This is a genomic window from Rhodococcus sp. 15-725-2-2b (genome assembly GCF_002259075.1).
Lineage (GTDB): Bacteria > Actinomycetota > Actinomycetes > Mycobacteriales > Mycobacteriaceae > Rhodococcoides.
Map to the genome: position 1 here is coordinate 189,358 of NZ_NPFL01000011.1, position 18,323 is coordinate 207,680.

Annotated in this window: 17 protein-coding genes; 9 read left to right on the plus strand and 8 right to left on the minus strand. The window is 64.1% G+C overall.

The window, feature by feature from the left end:
- Positions 1-47 precede the first annotated feature (47 nt).
- The 3 genes from ychF to CH306_RS14770 all read left to right on the plus strand — a co-directional run bounded on the left by ychF (position 48) and on the right by CH306_RS14770 (position 2,538).
- On the plus strand, positions 48-1,127 hold the full coding sequence (ychF, locus tag CH306_RS14760; protein WP_032394046.1) for a redox-regulated ATPase YchF: 1,080 nt from the start codon (positions 48-50) through the stop codon (positions 1,125-1,127).
- A 214-nt stretch (positions 1,128-1,341) separates the two neighbouring features.
- Positions 1,342-1,695: a DUF1801 domain-containing protein gene (locus CH306_RS14765; protein WP_032394047.1), complete on the plus strand. Its 354-nt coding sequence runs from the start codon at positions 1,342-1,344 to the stop codon at positions 1,693-1,695.
- A 225-nt stretch (positions 1,696-1,920) separates the two neighbouring features.
- Positions 1,921-2,538 carry a class I SAM-dependent methyltransferase gene (locus CH306_RS14770; RefSeq protein ID WP_094646974.1) on the plus strand — a complete coding sequence of 206 codons (618 nt, stop codon included), beginning with the start codon at positions 1,921-1,923 and terminating at the stop codon, positions 2,536-2,538.
- A gap of 28 nt (positions 2,539-2,566) precedes the next feature.
- Here CH306_RS14770 and CH306_RS14775 read toward each other — a convergent pair whose 3' ends face one another.
- The 4 genes from CH306_RS14775 to CH306_RS14790 all read right to left on the minus strand — a co-directional run bounded on the left by CH306_RS14775 (position 2,567) and on the right by CH306_RS14790 (position 6,481).
- Positions 2,567-3,571 carry a polysaccharide pyruvyl transferase family protein gene (locus CH306_RS14775; RefSeq protein WP_094646975.1) on the minus strand — a complete coding sequence of 335 codons (1,005 nt, stop codon included), beginning with the start codon at positions 3,569-3,571 and terminating at the stop codon, positions 2,567-2,569.
- The gene (locus CH306_RS14780; RefSeq protein WP_094646976.1) at positions 3,568-4,470 is read right to left on the minus strand and encodes a glycosyltransferase; all 903 of its coding nucleotides are present in this window, start codon (positions 4,468-4,470) and stop codon (positions 3,568-3,570) included. The genes CH306_RS14775 and CH306_RS14780 overlap by 4 nt, the downstream gene beginning before the upstream one ends.
- A gap of 66 nt (positions 4,471-4,536) precedes the next feature.
- Positions 4,537-5,709: a winged helix DNA-binding domain-containing protein gene (locus CH306_RS14785; protein WP_094646977.1), complete on the minus strand. Its 1,173-nt coding sequence runs from the start codon at positions 5,707-5,709 to the stop codon at positions 4,537-4,539.
- A 4-nt stretch (positions 5,710-5,713) separates the two neighbouring features.
- Positions 5,714-6,481: a metallophosphoesterase family protein gene (locus tag CH306_RS14790; protein ID WP_094647049.1), complete on the minus strand. Its 768-nt coding sequence runs from the start codon at positions 6,479-6,481 to the stop codon at positions 5,714-5,716.
- Positions 6,482-6,652: 171 nt separating this feature from the next.
- On the opposite strand from CH306_RS14790, the gene CH306_RS14795 reads away from it, so the two are divergent.
- The gene (locus CH306_RS14795; protein ID WP_094646978.1) at positions 6,653-7,996 is read left to right on the plus strand and encodes an MFS transporter; all 1,344 of its coding nucleotides are present in this window, start codon (positions 6,653-6,655) and stop codon (positions 7,994-7,996) included.
- Between the two features lie 433 nt (positions 7,997-8,429).
- On the opposite strand, the gene CH306_RS14805 is transcribed toward CH306_RS14795, so the two are convergent.
- Entirely contained in the window at positions 8,430-8,990 is a 561-nt protein-coding gene (locus CH306_RS14805) for a DUF2716 domain-containing protein (protein ID WP_045199162.1), read from the minus strand.
- 413 nt (positions 8,991-9,403) lie between these two features.
- Positions 9,404-10,777, minus strand: coding sequence for an FAD-binding oxidoreductase (locus CH306_RS14815; RefSeq protein WP_094646981.1), 1,374 nt, complete (start codon positions 10,775-10,777; stop codon positions 9,404-9,406).
- Positions 10,778-10,848: 71 nt separating this feature from the next.
- Between CH306_RS14815 and CH306_RS14820 the strand changes: the two genes are divergently transcribed.
- A complete protein-coding gene (locus CH306_RS14820) occupies positions 10,849-12,597 on the plus strand; it encodes a helix-turn-helix domain-containing protein (protein ID WP_094646982.1) in 1,749 nt (582 codons plus the stop codon).
- On the opposite strand, the gene CH306_RS14825 is transcribed toward CH306_RS14820, so the two are convergent.
- Positions 12,583-13,572 (minus strand): SDR family NAD(P)-dependent oxidoreductase, encoded by a 990-nt coding sequence (locus CH306_RS14825; RefSeq protein WP_094646983.1) that lies wholly within the window; start codon positions 13,570-13,572, stop codon positions 12,583-12,585. The two genes, CH306_RS14820 and CH306_RS14825, sit on opposite strands and share 15 nt — an antisense overlap.
- Positions 13,573-13,643: 71 nt before the next feature.
- Here CH306_RS14825 and CH306_RS14830 point away from each other — a divergent pair, with 71 nt between their 5' ends.
- The 4 genes from CH306_RS14830 (at position 13,644) to CH306_RS14845 (ending at position 17,445) form a co-directional block, all read left to right on the plus strand.
- The gene (locus CH306_RS14830; RefSeq protein ID WP_094646984.1) at positions 13,644-15,557 is read left to right on the plus strand and encodes an alpha-amylase family protein; all 1,914 of its coding nucleotides are present in this window, start codon (positions 13,644-13,646) and stop codon (positions 15,555-15,557) included.
- A gap of 74 nt (positions 15,558-15,631) precedes the next feature.
- Positions 15,632-16,588 (plus strand): alpha/beta hydrolase, encoded by a 957-nt coding sequence (locus CH306_RS14835; RefSeq protein WP_032394221.1) that lies wholly within the window; start codon positions 15,632-15,634, stop codon positions 16,586-16,588.
- A 17-nt stretch (positions 16,589-16,605) separates the two neighbouring features.
- Positions 16,606-16,965, plus strand: coding sequence for a VOC family protein (locus CH306_RS14840; RefSeq protein WP_032394056.1), 360 nt, complete (start codon positions 16,606-16,608; stop codon positions 16,963-16,965).
- A 6-nt stretch (positions 16,966-16,971) separates the two neighbouring features.
- The gene (locus CH306_RS14845; RefSeq protein ID WP_094646985.1) at positions 16,972-17,445 is read left to right on the plus strand and encodes an SRPBCC family protein; all 474 of its coding nucleotides are present in this window, start codon (positions 16,972-16,974) and stop codon (positions 17,443-17,445) included.
- On the opposite strand, the gene CH306_RS14850 is transcribed toward CH306_RS14845, so the two are convergent.
- A complete protein-coding gene (locus tag CH306_RS14850) occupies positions 17,411-18,292 on the minus strand; it encodes a PE-PPE domain-containing protein (protein WP_094646986.1) in 882 nt (293 codons plus the stop codon). The genes CH306_RS14845 and CH306_RS14850 overlap by 35 nt on opposite strands.
- Positions 18,293-18,323 lie beyond the last annotated feature (31 nt).

The following is an 18,323-nucleotide window of genomic DNA, read 5'->3' on the forward strand; positions in this document are numbered from 1 at the left end:
GGGCACTGTCCGAGCTGGTGGTGTCGTCAAAGTAGACTCCATAGACCGTGAGCCTCACCCTCGGAATCGTCGGACTGCCCAACGTCGGCAAGTCCACCCTCTTCAATGCACTGACCAACAACGATGTGCTGGCCGCGAACTATCCGTTCGCCACCATCGAGCCCAACGTCGGAGTGGTCGCGCTGCCGGATCCCCGGCTCGAGAAGCTGGCCGAGGTGTTCGGTTCGGAGAAGCTCGTGCCTGCGCTGGTGTCGTTCGTCGACATCGCCGGCATCGTCAAGGGTGCGTCCGAGGGCGCAGGCCTGGGCAACAAGTTCCTCGCCAACATTCGTGAGGCCGACGCCATCTGCCAGGTCGTTCGTGTCTTCGCCGACGACGACGTGGTGCACGTCGACGGTCGCGTCGACCCGACCGCCGATATCGAGGTCATCGAAACCGAACTCGCGATCGCCGATCTGCAGACCCTCGAGAAGGCCATTCCGCGCCTCGAGAAAGAGGTGCGGATCAAGAAGGATCGCAAGCCCGCACTCGATGCGGCGCTGGCCGCGCAGGCTGTGCTGAACGACGGCAAGACGCTGTTCTCGGCCAAGGCGAAGTTGGACTTCGAGCTGCTCGGTGAGTTTCAGTTGCTCACCACCAAGCCCTTCCTGTACGTCTTCAACGCCGACGAGTCGGTGCTGACCGACGACGCGAAGATCGGCGAACTCGCGCGCCTCGTCGCGCCCGCCGATGCGGTGTTCCTCGATGCGAAGATCGAATCCGAGTTGCTCGAACTCGACAAGGAATCGGCAGCCGAACTGCTCGAATCGGTCGGACAGACCGAGCCGGGTCTCGATGCATTGGCACGTGCAGGCTTCCACACTCTCGGCCTGCAGACCTACCTCACCGCAGGCCCGAAAGAGGCCCGCGCGTGGACGATTCATCGGGGTGACACCGCACCCCAGGCTGCGGGCGTCATTCACACCGACTTCGAGCGCGGCTTCATCAAGGCCGAAATCGTCTCCTACGAAGACCTCATCGCCGCGGGTTCCATGGCCTCGGCCAAGGCCGCAGGCAAGGTACGCATCGAAGGCAAGGACTACGTCATGGCCGACGGCGATGTGGTGGAGTTCCGCTTCAACGTCTAGTCGCCGAATTGCAGAATCGGCGGCGCTTTACCGCCAAGTGTCAGATATTGTTACCGCGGTGGTACGCGCCACCGACTGCGCTTCCACGTGGCAACCACGTGAATCATCGAGGAGAGGCCTGACCAGTTCAGGACATGTCCGGATGGGGTGCGGCGCAGAAATGCGCCTCCTTCATTGTGCCGATGCCCGACATCGGTTGGCGAAAGGACATGACATGTCGTCGAAGGACGAAAAGAACCTCGCTCAGGTGATCGAGAAGATCTCGAAGATGGACGAACCACGGCGTTCGGTCATGCAGCGTGTGCACGACATCATCGTGTCCGCGGCACCCACTTTGAAGCCGCGAATCTGGTACGGAATGCCCGCCTATGCGAAGTCGGCGAGCACACCGGCGCTGGTGACGCTGCGCAACGACGATCGACTGAATCTGGCCATCACCGAGAAGGCGGTGTTCCGCGCTGCCGGTGGCGCAGACGGAGAGTTGATGCCTGCGGCGTGGTTCTTCGAGACCGTGGACGAGGGCACGGCGCAGCGCATCGCCGAGATCGTCCGTTCGGTCGTCGACTGAGCACGTTCGGTCGACCGCGGGTCCGGTCGTTGCCCGACGTGAGTTCATCCGTGACCCCTCGTCCACCAAATCTACGACACCCGAGTTGTGGTGCGAGTGATCGCAATTGCTCATCGCAGGGACGCCTATCGGTGATCATTGCGGCACGTTCTGCGAGTGGGCGTCGTCGTCTGCGCCGCCCAATGATGTTGACTACGCTTCGAATCGGACGATAGGAGAACGTGAATGGGTCTGCAGGAACTCGAAGCACTGGTGCACCGAACGGCCACTGCTGGGGAACCTTTCGAGCGTGGAGCCGATGAGGCGGAGCAGACATACTTGTCTTCGCTTGCGGCACGGGAGAGTACGAAGCTGATCTGTGAGGTCGGGTTCAATGCCGGCTTCTCGAGTTGGGCGTTCCTCGACGCATCGCCCGATACGACCGTCGTCTCCTTCGACCTGGCCGCCTATGCCTACAGCGACGCCGCGAAAGCACATATCGACGAACACTTTCCGGGCCGGCACACCCTGATCCGGGGCGACTCGCACATCACCATCGCGGCCTATGCGAAGGAACATCCGGACGTACGGTTCGACGTCATCTTCATCGACGGCGACCATTCGGTGGAAGGTGCTCGCGCAGACCTCGACGACCTCCGTCCACTCGCCACCGCGGACTCGATCGTGATCATGGACGACATCACCCCGTGGCTCTGGTTCGGCGAAGGTCCCACCCAGGCATGGCAGGAAGCCGTCGATGCGGGCCGGATTCTGCACACGCAGTACTTCCGCGACGGCGAACCGGTCGATGGGGTGACACCTCCGGCTGCCCGCGCCTGGGCCGAGGGGCGCTACCCCTTCTGAACCTCCGCGCGGGGTAGAGCAGCGTTTCTCACCGACAGTCGGACACGGCCTGCCGTACCAACTCGGCGGCCTCGTCGGTGGTCGACGCGAAGTGGACGTTGTCGAAGCGGTGCAGGTAGGCGTCGTAGATACCGGACACCTTCCTGTTCGCGTTGTCCATCGCCACGACACGCTTGCCCATCATCGCCGCCAGTACCGCGGCGTGCAGTCGATCGGTGAGGACGACGGGTGCGAGGTTCAGAATGCGTTGGGCCACACGAAGGTTGAGCTTCGCCGTTTGCTCGTACGAGCGGAGAAGGGCGGGGTAGAGCAGACGATTTGTTCTGGGGAAACGTTGCGCAATCAGAGTCGGCAGCATCACCGCCGTCGAGATCGCCAGATCCGTTCCGTGCAGGCCCCAATCGTATTGGACGGATGAAGCGTCGATGTTCACCGATGCATGACCGAGGCTTTCCGAATCGGCGCGCAGGAGCTTCACGACCTCCACTGCAGAGCCTTCGGCGCTGCGCGCGATCTCGGCACCGAAAGCCATGTCCGGACAGTACTCGACGCGATTGCTCGGGAAATGCTCGAGCGCCAATTGGTACGAACGTTGTTCACGGAGCATGAGGGTGAGATCCGGGTGCTGCGCGTACAGGGCTGCGGTCCTCGTAAGGGCTCCGGCATCGGCAAAGTCGATGCTCTGGGGGAGGCACACTATTTTGTTGCGAGGAAACCGCGCAACGATTGCTTCACGAAACCTCTGGTCGATCGGCCACCGGTCGCCGAAATTTCCCCCGCCTTGCAAGAACAGGGTCCCGTCGCCGATTCGTTCTTCGAGTAGAGCATCGTTGTGGGTGAACGGATCGGACACGTAGTCGACGTGCACGTTCAACCGCTTCAGGTACTCGACCTCACCGGCGTGGATGAGCGAGTCACCGGCATTGTAGTGATTCGGAAAGTCCAGGTGCGCCACACGATCTCCCGGTTCCGCGTGAGGCCGCAGGACGCCGAGAGTCTCTTCGCGTAGCGCATCGACGGTCTCGTGCGTCATCGGACGCTCGGTCTCTGTCGTCGGCCGAGCGAGGTCACTCGTGTTCGCAGAGCGCCGTAGTGAATCCCGATGTAGTGAGCCCACAAACCACTCGGTAGCGGTCTCAGTATCTTCGGCAGCCACGGATTACGAACTGTCGCAAGATAAAGTATCGACACCGCGTGTACGGGAATCCTGACCAAGGACGAGGGGTGTGGGCAGCCCGATGCGCGGTGCTTCGTCGACAGTTGATAAGACGTCCGGCCGTACGCCCGACCTTGCTCGAACGATCGACGGACAGTCGTTCTGACGCGGTAGGCGACCACTGCATCCGCGGCATGTCCGAGTGTCGATCCCGCCTGCTGAATTCTCCACGAGTAGTCGACGTCCTCGGCACCGCCGACGAAGTCTTCGTCGAAGTCTCCGACCTTCTCGAACACCCTCCGCCACATGGCGAAATTGCTCCCCGGTGCGTACGGCAGATAGGCGGAGCGGAACAGAGCGCCGGGCGGCGGGACGGTTCGCCACGCCGCCACCTCCGGGGAATTGAGGGATTCGACTTCGAGTGCGCCGCCCACCGCGTCGAAACTGTCGAGTGCATGTACCAGAGCAGTCAGCCAAGTCTTATGAGCGACGTCGTCGTGGTCGACGAAGGTAACTATGTCGCCGTGCGCAGCTTTCACGCCGACGTTTCTGGCGTACGAGACTCCACGCTTGGCGGAGGCGTCGACCATGCGGATCGTCATAGGCAGAGAGAGATTCTCGAGGTGTGCGCGCAGGCCGTCGGTCGAGCCGTTGTCGCTGACTATCAGCTCGACGTCGCCCGTGTAGTCCTGTGCGGCGACGGCCTCGAGCTGCTCATCCAGATCGGGCAACCCGTTGTACACGGGGAGGACGATGGAAACGAGACTGATCGGCACGGTCCGACCCTATCGCGAATTCGGGCACCGTTCGGCCGCGTGCCCCGCTGCCCAGGCAGATATCGGCTACTTCTTTCCCCGCAACTTCTTCTCCAGCGGCGTCGGGAAGGACGGGACCACCGGGGTGCCGTCGAGCAGGGTGGTTATTCTTTCTGCCTCGGCTGCAACGGCTTTCGACACCGGAGACCCGACGTCCTCCAGGAATTCGGTCACCACTTCTCCGGAACCGGTGACCGCCCAACCGCCGACGATACGACCACCGGACCAGATGGTCGGGCCGATGTTGCCGAAGGTGTCGAACAGCGGGGCCTTGTGCTCACCCAGATACCAGGCTCGGTGCTTCCACCCCATCGGGGTGGGATCGAGTGCAGGCAGCAACATAGTTCCTGCGTGAGAGGGCTTTTCGAAGGTGTTGCTGCGCAACATGATTCCGTCGCCCTCGGTCAGTTCGACCGTAACGGTGTTCAGTCCGGACACCGCCTGACGAGTCTGTGTCTTGTTCCAGCCCGTCCACCACTGCAGATCGTCGAGGGTCTCAGGGCCGAACACCTCGAGCCAACGTCGGGCAAGATCGGCACGTGCCTCGGTCTCGTCGAGATCGGGAATCCCGTCCGGCCACCAGTGATCGATCGGTGCCCACGCGTGGCGTCGCGATGTCCACGCGCCCCGCGGTTCGACGCGCACCAGCCTTCCCTCGGCGGCCATCATCACCAGTACCTCCGAGGTGACGTACCGCTTGACGTCGTACACCTTGTCGGTGGTCGGCAGCAGCGCGGTCTTGAGGCCGGGCACGACGGCAGACAGCTCGGCCCCGGTCGCGGTCCCCATCGATCGCAACGCCGACTCGGTCTCGGCTTCGGTTGCGGCGAGCCATGATTCGACATCGGCGATTACCGGTTCGGTGGGCAACGTGGAGACCTGCTTGATCAGGCGTGCCCGCATGGTGCGCGCAACTCCCAGGCTCGCCGCAGCGTGAATCATCGGAACGTCGTCGTGAGCGACGACGAACATCGTGCGCCGCATCGCCATCAACCGCACCAGGCTCCGGCGCTCGTACATCGCATCACGAACATCCGAGAGTTCCAGTGTTCGAGCGCGGGCGAGCACCGACAGATACACCGTCGCCGGATCGGTGGCATGCAACGCGAGGAGTGACGACACCACAGCTTCGGTGGTCGATGCACGGGCGAAGTGCTGCGCGACGAGCCGGTGTCGGCGCTGAGCGTCGGTGATCTTCACGCGATCAGTGTGACGGCATTTGCGGCGCAGGGCCGACGAATCCGGTGAGAAGTGCGTCGGCGATGTCGCTCATCCCGTGTGCGCGGGCATCGGCGGCGGCACCGACGTGGTCGTACTCGACCAGCTCGAACGAGACTGTCCAGCTGCCACGGTCGTGGTCGTCGAGTACCGCGTAGCGCGCATGCGGAGAGCCGGATTCCATGACGTGCGGGTAGGGCTGATCGTCGTCGTAAGCGGGCGCGCCGACGCTCCCTGGATTGACCACGAGTGTGCCGCTGGGGAGAGTCCATTGTCGCTGCAGGTGGGTGTGGCCGCAGGCGATGACGGAGTGGTTCGTGAAACCTGCTGCCCTGTCCAGTATCTCGGCCTCGGTTGCCTCGCGAGAGCCGTTGTCGTCCACCGAGTGCAGGAAATATTGCTCATCATCGGTGGGTGTTCCGTGCACTGCGAGGATTCCGCCATCGAACTCCAATGAGAACGGCAGCGAGGCCAGCCACTGTCGATGCTCGTCGTCGAGTCGATCATGGGCGTGCCGATCCCAACTGCCCATGGACTCCCGGTCCTGCTCGAGCAGATAGCGGTCGTGATTTCCCGCGACAGTGGGAAAACCGAGTGCCATCAGCCGGTCCGCAGTTCGACGCGGATGCAGGCCGCCGGACAACAGATCGCCGAGATTGATCACCGAGTCGACGCGATGGCGTTCGATGTCGTCGACGACGGCGTCGAGCGCCGCGATGTTGCCGTGAATATCGGCAATGAGAGCTACCCGCACAACCACAGGATCGCAGCGTGGGCAGTCGACTGCAACACGGCAGCCCGGAGGCGAGTGCTGGAGACTTCACCCTCACACACCCGCCGTCGATGGGTGGTTTCTCCATAGACCTTCGCTCGAGTCGCCCATAACGTGGTCCAGGTCACTTTCGATCTAGGGAAGGCCGAGCCCATGCCTGCAGTCACGTCGAAGCCCGAGATCGAATCAAGGGTGGTCAAGAAGGTCGCTCGACGCATCATCCCGTTCCTCGGATTGGCTTACTTCGTCAACTATCTCGATCGCACCAACATCGGTCTCGCCAAGCTGACCATGAGCGACGAATTGGGCCTCACCGAGACGATGTTCGGCCTCGCGTCGGGACTGTTCTTCATCGGGTATCTGCTGTTCGAGGTGCCCAGTAATCTGGCGCTGCACAAATTCGGTGCCCGACGGTGGATCGCCCGCATCATGGTGTCGTGGGGAATCGTGGCCGCCGCCATGGCTTTCGTGCCGACGGCAGGGTGGCTGTACGGTCTACGCATCCTTCTCGGCATCGCCGAGGCCGGCTTCTTTCCCGGCGTACTGCTGTACATGACGATGTGGTTTCCGCGCGCCTACCGTGTGCGGTTGATGGGCCTGTTCTTGCTGGCTCTGCCTGTGTCATCGGCGCTCGGTGCGCCCCTGTCGAGTGCGATCATTCAGTACCTGGACGGTCTGTTCGGACTGTCGGGTTGGCGGGTTATGTTCCTCCTCGAAGGCATTCCGGCGATTCTGCTCGGCGTGATCACCTGGTTCTATCTCACGGATCGACCGTCTCAGGCGAAGTGGCTCACCGTTGACGAGAAGGAATGGCTCACTGCGGAATTGGAGTCCGAGGACGCAGTGAAAGGCGGGCACGTCAGCGGCTCGGTCAAGCATGCGCTCGGTGACGTACGAGTATGGATGCTCGGCCTGATCTACTTCGGCATCACCTACGGCCTCTACTCCCTGAGTTTTTTTCTGCCCAGCATCGTCGCGGGATTCAAGCAGACGTTCGATACCGACTTCTCGCTCGTGACCACGGGACTCATCGTGGCCGTGCCGTTCGCAGTGGGCGCGGTAGCGATGGTGCTCTGGAGTCGGCATTCGGACCGGACCGGCGAGCGAACGTGGCATGTAGCGATACCGACTCTGATCGGTGCGATCTCCATTCCGTTTGCGCTGTACATGGATTCACCGTTCACCACCATGATTGCGGTGACCGTCAACGCCGTCGGCGTGTTCTGCGCTCTACCTGTTTTCTGGTACCTGCCCAGCACCTTCCTCACCGGAGCCGGCGCAGCGGCTGGAATCGCGATCATCAACTCGGTCGGCAACACCTCGGGCTTCGGTGCCCCATACGTGACGGGGTGGCTGCTCGACGCCACTGGCAACGCCAAGGCGGGCCTGTGGGTGGTCGGCGGTGTCATGCTCATGGCGGTGGTGTTGGTGATCGCTCTGCGCAGCCGAATGGGAGTCCGCTCCGAGAGCAATACAAATGTGCCGGTGGCGCACTGACGAACGGCTGCGCACGAAGCTGAGTATGTGCACGGAACCGGATTCGGCTCTTGCGGCGAACACCGGACATACTCGACGGATGACGAGTCGCGGGCGGGTCCGGAGCTGGGAGATTCTCGGCATGGAGGGCGTCATCGATTCCGAGGACACTCCGGGCGAAGCTGGTCATTCTTCAGCGCGCTGCATCCCGATGGGGTCATCGACTCTCGATCGGGAACAGGGTTCGACATCGGTGGAGGTGTCTCCGAGCTCGCAGTAGGCGAGCAGGTCGACTTCGAGTGGGAGCCTGCTGTCGATCAGGACGGTTATCGGTTTCGCGCGATCAGGGTCCGACCGCGTCGCGAGACTCCGCCCTGGCGGATCCAGCGATTCGATGGCTGACGCATTCGAATCGAAATCCACGGTGCTCTGACCTCCCGGCGGCCTCCGACGGTTATCGAGCCGCCGCTCGCAGGCCGTCGACGCGGATCGTGGGAAGCCATGTTGCCAAGGTGTGACCGAGCGTGGCGACCATACGCGGTCCGAAGACACACAAGGTGCGTTCCCACGGATGGCCGAAGGTCCCTTCGGTGAATCCGTCTCGGGCGAAGATGTAGTAGTCGCCGTTCGGGTGGACGGGGACGCGCCACTCACCGTTCTCGGCCGCGTCGGCGTGCGCTTCCGCGTCGAAGCTGTAGCCGGGGTGTTGCCAGTCCAGGACGACGAAGGTGGGGTTGTCCGAAAACTCGGTGACGAAGCAGCGCAACGCTTCCGCGTTGATCGCGTCGGCTCGGGCAGACCACGACGCTGTCGTGCGGACGGAATGGGCGGCGAGGTCGAATGTCATCGAGGGGGCAGGCTCGGAAATGGCCGGCCACGAGTCAGGCTTTGTCCCGGGTCGAAACCCGAACTTACTTGTGAACACCGACCAGTGCTCCGCTTCCGCATTGCGGTCGAGTTCGGTCCACCCGATGGGAAGCGCAGATCCGAAGTTCATCGTCAGCTTGGTCGTCATCGGCCTATCGTCTCAGAGGGTGAGAAACTAGGCTGACAGGGACTGATCGGGAAGCGGGTGACAGTCACATGGTGCTTGCGTTGTGTGCCATGACGTTTGCTGTACTGCTTCACGTCGTGGCAGCTCGAATCGCAGCCCGTGAGAACTATGGCCGTACGTTGCCCACAGTGAACGGCTCGTATCCGGTCAGGCCTGCCCAGCGTGCCCGACGTGCCCAGGCGGCTGGATGGATACTGAGTATCGTCGGTGCGCTACAGCTCGGCAATCATTTCTGGCTGACTGAGCCGTGGCTGGCCGTGGGTCTAGTGATTGCGGTTCTCGTCCTGATCAACGGCCTCCCGAGTCTGCTGGTTACCTTGCTGCACAACGGCAGTCTGCGAACACAACCATAGGACCGTGCGAACCAAGCGCTGTCAGGGTGTGAACACTTTGCCCGGGTTCAGGATTCCATGGGGATCCAGTGCCTTTTTCACAGCTCGGTGCATTTCCAACACCACCGGGTCGAGTTCCTGTACCAGGCCGTCCATCTTGAGCAGTCCGACTCCGTGTTCGCCGGTCACGGTGCCGCCGAGTTCCAGTGCAGCGTCGATGATCTCGGCGAAGGCGGCCTGAGCGCGTTCGCGAGCCGGAAGGTCGTCGTGCGGAGTGATGAGCAGCGGGTGGAGGTTTCCGTCACCGGCGTGTGCGATGTTGGCGATGGTCGTCTCGTAGCGAAGGCCGATCTGCTCGATGCGCGAAAGCATCTCGGGTACATGCTTCTTCGGCACACACACGTCCTCGGTCAACACCGGACCCAGACGTTCCATCGCGGGATACGCCAATCGTCGGGCCGCAAACAGAGCGTCGGCCTCTTCCTGATCGGTCGAGACCGCAGACCAGGTCGCTCCGGCCTCGTCGAAGCACGAGAGCATCTTCTCGGCTTCCTGGTCTCCGATGAGACCCGGATCGTCGATACGTCCGAGCAACACCACATTGGCCTCGACCGACAGGCCCATGTTCTTCCACGCGTCGACGGCGATGAGGCACTGCCTGTCGATCAATTCCAGTGCGGACGGCGTCAAGCCGGCGGCGGCCACCGCGGCGACGGCACGTCCGGCGTCGACGATCGAATCGAAGTAGCCGGCGACGGTCCGCTGCGGATCCTGGAGCGGGCGTAGTTTCAGGGTCACCTCGGTGATGATGCCGAGGGTGCCCTCCGATCCGACCATCAAGCCTGCAAGGTCGTAGCCGGCAACGCCTTTGGCGGTCTTGCGGCCGAGTCGAACCAGTTCTCCGGTTCCGGTGACGACCTGCATGCCCATCACGTAGTCGCGTGTGACGCCGTACTTGACGCAGCACAATCCGCCGGCATTGGTGGCGACGTTGCCGCCGATGGTCGACCACGGCGCACTGGCCGGATCCGGGGGATACCACAGACCCTGCTCGGCAACGGTTGCGCGCAGGTGATCGTTGACGACTCCAGGCTCGACGACGGCGTAGCGCTCGAGTGGGTCGATCTCCTTGATCGTGTCCATGCCGTCGAGCGCGAGAACGACGCATCCCTCGGTGGCGTTCGCGCCGCCGGACAGTCCGGTGCCCGCCCCACGGGTGACGATGGGTGCGCCATGGGCCAGGCATGCACGAACGACAGCTTGGACTTCTTCGGCGCTGCGGGGTCGCACGACGGCGACCGGCGTCGAATACGGTGCCCATTCGGCCTCGTCGTGCTGGTAGGAGGCGACGACGTCCGGGTCAACCACGATCCGATCCGCGGGCAGGACCTCGGACAACTGTTCCACGAGCGACATGTGTTCGACTTTAGCTGTGACGCGGGTCTCGGCCAATGTAGGTTTTCTCCATGTCGCCCGCGAAGTCATGGATGGAAATGCTGCTCGACGACGCGTCCGTCGATGAATTGGAAGCCCATCGACGGGATCGTCCCGGAGCCGAGGCACATGCGGCACTCCGGCTGCGCACTCTGCTCGATCAACGCAAACAGCGCAGCACCGAACTCTCGGCGCTCAACGACATCGCGGTGCGCCTGACGACTGTGCGTGACAATCGCATTCTGCTGCAGGAAGTGGTGGACCAAGCGCGCAGGCTGCTCGGCGTGGACCTGGCCTACATGGGTTCGGTGTACGGCGACGAGTTCGTCATCGAGGTCACCAGTGGTGCCCTTACCCCGCAACTGGTGGGCATCAGGCTCACGCTGGACGAGGGGCTCGTCGGGCTGATCGTGCGCGGTGCCTCGCCGTCGTGGACACCCGACTATCAGAGCGAACCTGCATTTCGGCACATCACGGGAGCCGACAGTGCTGCGCGGTCGGAGAACATGCGCGGTCTGCTGGGCGTACCGCTTCGGGTCGGCGACCGCGTGATCGGCGCACTGTTCGCGTGCAAGCGGCAGGAGCGGGATTTCGCAGACAGTGAGATCGCTCTGCTGTCCGCACTGGCCGCGCACGCGGCCATCGCCATCGAGAACGTGCGAGCGATCGACACGCTCGAAACCCTCAACGCCGAATTATCGCTCCGCACCACCGAATTGGAGCAGACTCTGCAATGGGACCGCACGTTGACACAGGTCGTACTCCGAGGAGGCGGTGTGCGGAGTCTGGTTCGGGAGGTGGCGTCGGCCACCGAACGTCCGGCGTATTTCGTGGGCGATGGCGCGTCCGTACCGGCTGCCCTGGAGGACAGAGCGGTCCAGGTCGAAGCCTTGGTCGAACGTTGCAGGGCGGGTGCCGATACTGCCGTCGGCAACGAGATCACTGCGCGCCGGGTGGTGGCTGCCGGTCGCTTCTTGGGGGTGTTGATCTCCGTCGGATCGGACGACGACCAGACCCGCCTACTTCTCGATCGAGCTGTGCCGGCCATCGCGCTGTCGCTGGCCGAGGAGCGCGCGGCCGCGGAATCCGCACGCCGGGCGCAGGACGCATTCCTGCTCGATCTACTCCTCCATCCGACGTCGACGCCCGAGGACGAACGCAGGCAGTTCCACCGTGCCGGACTGACTCCGGACGTGACGTATTGTGTGGCGGTCGCCCAGGGTAACGCGTCGAGAGCCGAGTTGGAAGCTCTCGCACTGCCCCCGGGATCGGTTGTAGCGGAGCAGGGTTCGAGAATCCTGTTGGTCGTTCCCGCTCGCGAGTCCGCTGCCGTTCGTCGCATTATCGTCACCCGGGCCACCGTGGGAATCGCCGAACCCGCGCGAGGAGCCGACGCGCTGGCGACGGCGTTCCGAGAAGCGCAACAGACCGCTGACGTGCTGACGACTCTCGGCAGAGACGGAGAAGTGTCCTCGGCGCGCGGCCTGGGAATCTATCGAATCCTGCTGAGCCACCTGGCCCGTGAGCACCTGGACGAGCTCACCGAGGACAAGCTCGGGCCGTTGCTAGCCGAGCAGGACAAGCGCGGGGTCCCGCTGATGGAGACCCTGTCGACGTATCTGGCTCACGGTCGCCACCATTCGGCCACCGCGTCGAGCTTGGGAGTGCACGTCAACACGCTCTACCAACGGCTCGAAGCCATCGACCGGCTGATCGGTACGCAGTGGCGTGACCCCGACGATGCTCTCGACCTTCAGGTGTTGATGCGCCTGCGCAGATCGGCCGATCTACTCGGTCTGTGAGCCACCGGCCGCGGGTTCGGTCTCGATCCCCGTCGCCTCGACCACGCTCGCCCACAGTGCATCTCGCACGCGAGGTGAATCTCCGCGCCAGGAAGGGTAATGAGTCGGACGCGGGGCCCGGTCGTGCCAGAACGTGCCGGTACTGGTCAAGGCCTGGTCGGACGCGACGAGCCAGACGATGGTGTCGGCCCCGTCGTGTGCGTTGCGCAGAATCGGCTTCATCACCGAACCGAACATCGGCATCGATCCGGTGACGCCGGGAGTGGCCGCCCAGCCCGGGTGCATGCTGTGCACCACCGGGTCGTCTTCGAGCGAAAAGCGTTCGGCCAGTTGCTCGGCCACCACCACCTGCATTCGCTTCGTGCGAGCGTAGGCGGTCATACCGGAGTACTTGCCGTTCTCGTACTCGAAGTCCGAGTTCTGCAGCGGCACCGCATACATGCCGCCGCTCGAGACGAACACGACCCGCGATCCGGCGTCGAACAGCTCTCGCAGTCCCACGGTCAATGCGACCGGCCCGAGAACGTGGGTGGCGAAAGCGGATTCGTGCCCCTGCGCCGAGAGTTGCCGCTCGTCCGGCATGACCCCGGCGCAGTGCACCAATGCGTGCACCGACGTCAGCTCGGATGCGAGAGCCGCGCTCAAGGCCGCCACGGAATCGAGATCGCTGATGTCACTCTCGCGGACCACGAGGGAGGCGTCGGGCACCTCGGCTCGAATGGCCGCGGCCGCGGACTCCAGCCGATCGGCCGACCTGCCGACCAGGTGCACCCGTGCCCCCAACCTGGCCAGTTCCTTCGCGGTGGCTGCGCCCAATCCGGACGACGCGCCGGTCACCACCATGTCGATGGGGGCGGGGAACGGCGTCGGATCCGCGGCCCAGAATCGTCGACGCACCGTGGCACCGATGCGGGAGTATCCGGGAACGACTGCTCTGTCGAGGATCGTGTCCAATGTGCGGGTCAGCAATGACATGGCGCTGTGATACCCCGCGGTAACCGGATGTATGCGCGTCCCCACGCCGGGGTCGATGCCAGAATGAGCCCATGGTTCACCCCGCCGTCTCCGACGTCACCCGAGAGATCCTCGCCGAGCTTCCCGCCCACCGACGTGAGACCTTCGAGTTGCGTCTCGAGCAGTGGTTTCCCGATCTGCACGACGCGGTCACGGCCGTCTATCCCGATCCCGACGCGGTGGCGGCCACCCTGGTGGAGATCGCTGCCAGCGCCTACGCGTCCCGCCCCGAGGATCTGCACCGGCTCGATCAGCGTCGGCTGCTCGAACCGGATTGGTTCCAGCAGCCGGACATGTTCGGCTACGCCTGTTACGTCGATCGGTACGGACAGACGCTGCGTGGGGTGGGCGAGCGGCTCGACCATCTGACCGATCTGGGTGTCACCTACCTGCATCTGATGCCGCTGCTGCAGCCGCGGCCCGGTGACAACGACGGCGGATACGCGGTGATGGACTACCGCGCGGTTCGCGAGGACCTCGGCACCAACGAGGACCTGCGGGCGCTCGCGGAAACGCTGCGCGGACGCGGCATCAGTCTCGTTGTCGATCTGGTGCTCAATCACGTTGCCCGCGAGCACGAATGGGCCGAGAGGGCGCGCTCGGGCGATCCGAAGTATCGAGACTACTTTCTGATCTATCCCGATCGCACCACCCCGGACTCGTACGAGCGCACACTCCCCGAGGTGTTTCCGGACTTCGCGCCCGGCAGCTTCACCTTCGACGACACACTCGGCGAGTGGGTGTGGACGACGTTCAACGAATGGCAGTGGGATCTGAACTGGGCCAATCCTGCTGTGCTGCAGGAGTTCGCAAGCATCGTGCTGCACCTGGCCAATCTCGGGGTCGAAGTGCTGCGCCTCGACGCGATCGCATTTCTGTGGAAGCGACTCGGCACCAACTGCCAGAACCAGCCCGAGGTGCATGCGGTCACGCAGGCCCTGCGAGCCACCGCCCGACTGGCGGCTCCGGCCACGCTGTTCAAGGCCGAGGCCATTGTCGGGCCCCGCGATCTGCTGCCGTACCTGGGTCAGGGCCGGCATACCGGACGGGTCTCGGACATCGCGTACCACAACTCGCTGATGGTCCAGGTGTGGTCGATGTTGGCAACGGGCAGTACGGCATTGGCGCGGCATGCCCTTGCATCGTTGCCGCCCACACCACCCAGCGGCACCTGGGTGACGTACGTTCGCTGCCACGACGACATCGGTTGGGCCGTCGACGACGGCGACGCGGCGTCCCTGGGACTCTCGGGCGCAGGGCATCGGCACTTTCTGGCCGACTGGTACTCGGGCGAATTCGACGGCTCCTGGGCCGAAGGGCTGGTGTTCCAGTACAACCCGGACACCGGTGACCGTCGGATCAGCGGCACCGCAGCCGCGCTGACCGGACTGGGGGAGTCCCGCCTGGATCCCGACGGCGCGTTCGGTCGAATCTTTCTCGCACACGCCATCATTGCTGGATGGGGCGGAATCCCGGTCGTGTGGAGCGGCGACGAGCTCGGCTCCCCGGGAGATCCGAACTGGGCCGACGAACCGGCCCATGCCGAGGACAACAGGTGGGTGCATCGGCCGCGCGTGACCGATGCCGATCGGGCCGGCCGATTCCAGCGGGGGAGTGACGCACAACGGGTGTTCGACGGAATCGCTCGCATCGCGAAGGTGCGCGCCGGCCTGCCGATGTTGCACGCCGAAGCGCCGGTGGACGTGCAGAGCGAGTCGGACGACGGTCTGCTCGTGGTGCGCAGGCGGCATCCGAGCGGCACCCTCGTCGCCCTCTACAACGTCACCGCCGAACACCGCTCGTTTCCGCACGCGCAGCTGATCGAACTCGGAATTCCGGCCCCGGTCGAGGTTCTCTCGCAGCACGATCTGCAGGTCGACGACACCGGCGCGGTGTGGTTGCCGCCCTATGCGGCGTGGTGGATCGTCGACAACCCGCTGCGTTAGAGGAGGCGGTGCCGTGACCGGCCTGTTACCCTGCCCCGGGACGGTCGGTAGATACGAACAAGGGGACAATGTCGATGCTGCATGCTCGGATACGAAGTCTGGTGCTCGCTGTGGTGGCCGTGTTGGTGGCCACGATGGCAACGGTGCTGATGGGGACCGGTGTGGCGAAGGCCGATTCCGAGCTCGTCTACGTCTATTCGCCGTCGATGGACAAGAACATTCCGATCAAGGTGCTCAAAGCCGCCGGTGGGGGACCCGCGCCGACGCTCTATCTGCTCGACGGGCTGCGCGCACCCGAGGACAACAGCGGCTGGCTCATCGAGACCGACGTCGAGAGCTTCTTCGCCGACAAGCACGTCAATGTGGTCATCCCGTTCGGCGGCGGCGGCACCTTCTACTCCGACTGGCAGCGCGACGATCCCAAGCTCGGGCGGGTGAAGTGGGAAACCTTCCTCACCCAGGAGCTGCCGCCGTTCATGGCGGATCGGTTCGGTAGTGACAACGTGAACAACGCCGTGGCCGGACTGTCGATGAGCGGAACCTCGGCGCTGAACCTGGCCGCGCACCATCCCGACTTCTACAAGGCGGTCGCGTCGTTCAGCGGCTACCCGACCGCCAGCAGTCCCGGATTCGCCCAGGGGATCGCCGTCGCCGTCGGCGAGATGGGCGGCAACGCGCGCAACATGTGGGGCACCTGGCCGTCCGCGGAGTGGATCCGCAACGACCCGTCCCTCAACGTCGGTGCTCTGCGCAACACGGCAGTCTTCGTCTCCTCGGGTAGTGGGTCGCCGGCCACGGACCCGGTCTTCAACCCGGCCAGCAGCAGCTTCGACCCCGTCAGGTTCGCGCAGATGGTGCCGCTCGAAACGGCTGCAGGGATGAGCAGCCGGGCATTCGTTCCGTTGTTGCAGGCCGCGGGCGGGCGACCCAACGTCAAGATCACCGGTACCGGTGTGCACTGGTGGAACCACTGGGAGCAGCATCTGCACGAGGCGTGGTTCGAGACGATCGCCCCTGCCGTCGGCGGCTGAGCGTTAGTCTGTTCGCCATGACACCACCGAGGATCACCGTCGACTACACGGTGCTCGACTGCCCGGACCCGGCTGCGCTCGGCCGGTTCTACAGCACCATCCTCGGCTGGGAACAGTCTCGCGACGACGGCGATTGGGTGGTGATCGACGGTCCGGGTGATCTGCGGTTGGCATTTCAGAAGGCACCGGACTTCGTCCCCATCGACTGGCCCAGCGAGGGCATCAAGATTCACCTCGATCTGGTGGTGGACGACATGGAGCAGGCCAGGGACTTCGTCGTCGACGCCGGGGCCGAACTCATCGACCACGCGCAACCCTCGTTCTGGGTGTTCCGCGATCCGGCCGGGCACATCTTCTGCCTGTGCAAGAGGGACTGACCCGCAATGACCGGTGAAGCCGTACCCGTCCTGGTCGAGCGCTCCGCCGTGGTTCGGGCCGACGCCGCAACCGTGCACGCACTGATCGACGACTTTCATCAGTGGGTGAAATGGTCGCCCTACGAGGGAGTCGATCCGGACCTGAAGCGCACCTACAGCGGTCCCGACGCCGGAGTGGGCGCTTCGTACTCGTGGTCGGGTAACCGCAAGGCAGGCGCGGGGACGATGACCATCACCGAGTCGATTCCCGAAGAACGAATCGTGCTCGACCTCGCGTTCACCAAGCCGTTCAAAAGTCGGAACGTCACGGCGTTCCTGCTCGAGCCCGTCGCCGACGGAACCCGAGTGACCTGGCGAATGTCAGGGAAGCAGAACAAGCTGTTCGCTCTGATCGGAAAAGTGTTCTCGATGGACAAGCTCGTCGGGCCGGACTTCGAGAAGGGTCTCAGGCAGCTCGCCGCTGTGGCAGAGAAGTCCTGAGCAGCTCCTCGCGCCGATCCGCTTGCCCGCCCAACCAGCGCGCGAGAACCTGACATCCTGTCGAGTCGCCCTCGTACGGCTCGCGTGCGTACGCGATGTGTCGCCCGCCGCCGGGATTGGCCCATTCGAATCGGTGCCAGCGCAACGACTGCGGTAGATAACCGGACACCTCGACGGCCGCGGTGCGGAGGCGTCGAACATCCTTCGCCCACTGCGAGGGTCGAAGGCGGGTTCGGGTCGCGTTCTGAAAGCTGTTGCTGCGCAACAGACTCCACAGCTCGCGAAGCCAGATTTTCGGGGTCCGGAACGACATCCATCGGGTGAGGTCCGCTATGTCACGGATCAGGCTGTCGTCGCTGGCGTTGCAGATCATGTCGGACTTCAGACCGATCCACTCGACCGGAATCGACTCGGGCAGAGCCGGACCCGCACCGGCGACGCCACGTCCGGTGCATCCGTCGACGGCACCTACCGGCTGCTGAGGATCCGATATCAGACCAGCGGCAACGATGCGGCTGCCGTCGATCGTTCCGGCGTGCACCAGACCGAGCACCTCGCGTACGACGGTCGCGCCCTGGGAGTACCCGATCAGGGCGATCGGTCCGCTGGTGCCCTCGATGGCGCGGCGCAGGCGTCTGACGCCGATGTCTGCGCTGTGTCGAAAACACAGTCCGCCGAATGCGACCGGACCGTACGACGCCGGATAGCCGACCCACCGGCCGACGAACCGGTCGTCGAGCTCACCGACGACGCAGGCCAGCAGGCCCGTCACCCGCGTTCGGTGGTCGGACGGATGTGATTCTCCGGTACCTCCGACGGCGAGTACGGTGACCTTCTGCTGGCTCATGACTGTCAGTCTGGTGGGAGAACCTGAGCTC